The 4711-nt window shown below is 69.9% G+C and carries 1 protein-coding gene; it reads left to right on the top strand.

Annotation, left to right across the window (positions count from 1 at the left end; all coding sequences use genetic code 11):
* Positions 1 to 20 precede the first annotated feature (20 nt).
* A partial coding sequence (locus BIV25_RS46075) for an SDR family NAD(P)-dependent oxidoreductase (RefSeq protein ID WP_143076859.1) occupies positions 21 to 4711 on the top strand: 4691 nt, incomplete at its 3' end.

The following is a 4711-nucleotide window of genomic DNA, read 5'->3' as shown; positions in this document are numbered from 1 at the left end:
ATGCGTTTCATTCGGTGTTGATGGATCCGATGCTGGACGAATTCCGTTCCGTAGTCGGGGAGTTGACGTTTCACGAGCCGGTGATCCGGCTGGCGGGTGGTGGTCATTGCACGCCGGAGTTCTGGGTTTCCCATGTGCGTGAGGCGGTGCGTTTCGGGGATGCGGTGGCGGAGTTGGACGGGTTGGGTGTGACGCGTTTCCTGGAGCTGGGTCCGGATGCGGTGTTGACCCCGATGGTGCGGGAGTGCCTGGACGGGCGGCCGGTGACCGTGGTCCCGGCGCTGCGCCGGGACCGCGGTGAGGTGCGCACCCTTCTGGACGCGGTGGGTGGTCTGTGGGCGGCGGGGGTGTCGGTTGAGTGGACGGCGTTGCTGCCTGCGGGAAACCGGGTGGACCTGCCGACGTACGCCTTCCAACACCAGCGCTACTGGCTGGAGAACCCGGCGTACACGGCTGGTGGCCTGGCTTCGGCCGGGCTGGAAGCGGTGGGGCATCCGCTGCTGGGAGCCGGGGTGGCGCTGGCCGGCGAAGGAGGCCATGTCTTCACCGGCAGGCTTTCCGTGGGTACGCAGGCATGGCTGGCCGACCACGTGCTCTTCGACCGTACGCTCGTGCCCGGCACGGCCTTCGTGGAGCTGGCACTGCAGGTGGCCGACCGAGTGGGCTGCGACTTGGTCGAGGAGCTGACGATCGAGGCCCCGATGCTGCTGCCCGAGCAGGGCAGCCTGGACGTTCAAGTCACCGTCGGCGCCCCCGACGACGAGGGCCGCCGGTCCTTCACCATCTACTCGCGCCCCGACCGGCACCCCGGCATGGACGAGGAAACCCCGTGGAGCCGTCATGTGAGCGGTACGGTGACCGGAGCCCCGGCCGACGGCCTCCCCGTCCTCGACGCCTGGCCACCCATCGGTGCGGAACAGCTCGACGTCACCCGCGCCTACGAGCTCTTCGCCGAGGCAGGCCACGGCTATGGTCCGACGTTCCAGGGCCTGCGGGCGGCCTGGCAGCGTGGCGACGAGATCTTCGCGGAGGTCGGACCGGCCCACGAAGTGACCGACGCCGGCCGCTTCGGCCTGCATCCGGCCTTGCTCGACTCCGGCATGCACGGGATGGTGCTCAAGGCGCTCGACTCCGGCTCCCGCGCCGGCATGGTCCCCTTCTCCTGGTCGGGCGTGCGGCTGTTCGGCGCGGGCGCGTCGACGGTGCGCGTGCGCGCGGTGCCGCTGGGCGGCAACGCTGTGTCGATCGACGTCTTCGACGGCTCCGGCATGCCTGTCCTGCACGTCGACTCGCTGGTGTCACGCCAGGTTCTGCCCGAGCAGTTGCGCGAGGCGGGCGCTGGGCACCGGGAGTCCCTGTTCCGCACGGACTGGGTCGAGTGCGGCCGGGTGACGGGTGACCCCGTCGACGTGGGCTGGGCGGTGGTCGGTGACGCCGGCGCAGTGCCCGGCGCGGCAGCGTACGCAGACCTGCCCACCCTCGTCGCGGGCCTCGATGACGGTGCCGAGGTGCCCGCTGTCGTGGTGCTGCCAGTCCTTCCGCCCGGCGACGACCCGGTCGCCGAGACCCATCGGGTGACAGTCGCGACGCTTGCATTCCTCCAGGGCTGGCTGGCCGAGCCGCGGTTCGACGCCGCCCGCCTGCTGGTGCTGACCAGCGGCACGGCCCCGGCAGCCGGTGCCGTACGCGGCCTTGTGCGCGCGGCGCAGACCGAACACCCCGGCCGCTTCCTTCTGGCGGACGTCGAGGACCCCGGCACCCCCGGCCTCGGCGTCCTGCTGGAACTGGTGGAAGAGAACGAGTTCGCCGTACGCGGCGGAACGGTCCTCGCACCCCGCCTCGCCCGAGTCGCCGCGTCCCCGGCGGAACCGGCGGAATCGGAGCGGGGCCCGTGGGGCGACGGCACTGTACTGATCACCGGTGCGTCGGGCAGCCTGGCCGGCTTCGTCGCCCGGCACCTGGTCAGCGAGCGGGGCGTGCGCAGCCTGCTGCTGGTCAGCCGCCGTGGACCGGACGCGGCCGGAGCGGCGCGGTTGCGGGACGAGTTGACCGCGGCCGGTGCGGTGGTCGAGGTGGTGGCTTGTGACGTCGCCGACCGTGATGCCGTTGCCGGGTTGTTGTCGGTGGTTCCGGTGGGGTTCCCGTTGACCGGTGTGGTGCACACGGCTGGTGTGCTGGACGACGGTGTGCTGAGTTCGTTGACCGCGGAGCGGGTGTCGGCGGTGTTGCGGCCCAAGGTGGACGGGGCGTGGAATCTGCACGAGGCGACCCGCGAGCTGGACCTCTCGGCGTTCGTGGTGTTCTCCTCGACGGCCGGCCTGTTCGGTTCGCCCGGCCAGGCTGCCTACTCGGCCGCGAACGCGTTCCTTGACACGCTGATGGCGGAACGGCGCTCGGCGGGCCTGGCCGGCGTCTCCGTGGCCTGGGGCCAGTGGGACGAGAACACCGGCATGACCGACAGCCTCACCCGCGCCGACCGGGCCCGGATGGCCCGCACCGGCCTGCTCCCGATGCCTCGTGCCCTGGCGCTGGCCTCGTTCGATGCCGCGGCCGCGGGGGAGCCGGCGCTGCTGGTTGCGGCATGCTTCGACCTGACCGGCCTGCGCACCGCCGAGACCGTTCCCGGCCTGCTGCGCGGTCTTGTCCGCCGCTCGGTACGGCGTGTCGCCGACGCGGGCGTCGCCCCCCGCACCGTTTCCGGCTTCGCCGGGCTGAGCCGGGACGACCGGTTGCGTGCGGTGGGTGAGTTGGTGCGGGCCGAGGTCGGTTCGGTTCTGGGGTACGGGCCGGGTATGGCGGTTGAGGAGGAGCGTGCGTTTGGTGAGCTGGGTTTCGACTCGCTGACGGCGGTGGAGCTGCGCAACCGGCTGGGTGGTGTGCTGGGTCTGCGGCTGCCTGCGACTCTCGTGTTCGACTATCCGACGGTCGCGTCGCTGACGGCGTACGTCTGTGATTCGCTGGGCGGTGCATCGACTGCGGGCGCGGATCGGCCGGTGGCGGCGGTGGCTGCTGTGGGTGCGGACGAACCGATCGTGATCGTCGGCATGGCGTGCCGCTACCCGGGTGGGGTGACCTCGCCGGAGGGCCTGTGGGACCTGGTCGCCCAGGGCCGCGACGCGGTCACGGGTTTCCCGGCCGACCGGGGCTGGGACATCGGCGGTCTTTACCACCCCGATCCCGACCACCCCGGCACCACGTACGCCCGCGGCGGCGGATTCCTGCGGGACTTGGCCGACTTCGATTCGGACTTCTTCGGCATCGCCCCGCGCGAGGCGATCGCCATGGACCCGCAACACCGGCTGCTGCTGGAAACCACCTGGGAGGCTTTCGAGAACGGGGGCATCGACCCGAGCGCGCTGCGCGGCACGGCCACCGGCGTCTTCGTCGGCGCCAACGGGACGGACTACCCGTCGCTGCTCGCCCGTGACCCGCAGGACTTCGGAGGCCGGGTGCTGACCGGCAACGCGGCCAGCGTGTTGTCCGGCCGGGTCTCGTACGAGTTCGGCTTCGAGGGCCCGGCCGTCACCGTTGACACAGCGTGTTCTTCGTCGCTGGTTGCGCTGCATCTGGCGGCTCAGGCACTGCGTTCGGGGGAGTGCTCGCTGGCGGTCGTCGGTGGTGTCGCCGTGATGTCCACGCCCGACCTTTACGTCGAGTTCGCTCGGCAGCGGGGTCTGTCGCCGGATGGCCGGTGCAAGGCGTTCAGTGATGCCGCGGACGGTACTGGTTGGTCGGAGGGTGTGGGTCTGCTGGTGGTGGAGCGGTTATCGGATGCTGTTCGGCTTGGTCATCCGGTTCTTGCGAGGGTGAGGGGTTCGGCGGTGAATCAGGATGGTGCGTCGAATGGTCTGACGGCGCCGAATGGTCCGTCGCAGCAGCGGGTGATTCGTCAGGCGTTGGTGAATGCGGGTTTGTCGGCGGGTGATGTGGATGTGGTGGAGGCGCATGGTACGGGGACGAGGTTGGGTGATCCGATCGAGGCGCAGGCTCTGTTGGCGACCTATGGTCAGGGGCGCGTCGCGGGTTCGCCGTTGTGGCTGGGTTCGTTGAAGTCGAATATCGGTCATGCGCAGGCGGCTGCGGGTGTGGGTGGGGTGATCAAGATGGTGATGGCGATGCGTCATGGGTTGATGCCGCGTACGTTGCATGTGGGTGAGGTGTCGTCGCATGTGGACTGGTCGGCGGGGGCTGTTGAGGTTCTTGCGGGGGAGCGTGAGTGGCCGTGTGGGGGGCGTCCGCGTCGGGCGGGGGTGTCGTCTTTTGGTATCAGTGGTACGAACGCGCACGTCATTCTGGAGGATGTCGTCGAGTCTCGGTCTGTTCCAGGGGCTGCGGCCGGGGTGCTTCCGTTTGTGGTGTCGGGGCGGACCGAGGACGGGTTGCGTGGGCAGGTTGAGCGTTTGCGGTCGTGGGTCTTGGCGCATGCCGAGGTGAACTTGGCGGATGTGGCGTGGTCCCTGGCGACGAGTCGGGCCGCGCTCGATCATCGGGCGGTGGTTGCTGCCGGTGGCCGTGACGAGTTGCTTTCGGGTCTTGAGGTGCTGTCGGGTGCGGGCAGTGTCCGTGAGGGTCGTCTGGCTTTTGTTTTTACTGGTCAGGGTGCGCAGCGTCGGGGTATGGGGCGGGAGTTGTATGAGGTGTTCCCGGTGTTTGCGCGGGCTTTTGACGCGGTGTGTGAGGGGTTCGGCCCTGGCGTGGGTGAGGCGATTGT

Origin of the sequence: Streptomyces sp. MUSC 14 (genome assembly GCF_001866675.1) — a bacterium.
GTDB lineage: Bacteria > Actinomycetota > Actinomycetes > Streptomycetales > Streptomycetaceae > Streptomyces.
The sequence above is the reverse complement of the archived record's forward strand: the minus strand, read 5'-3'. Positions and strand labels throughout refer to the sequence as shown.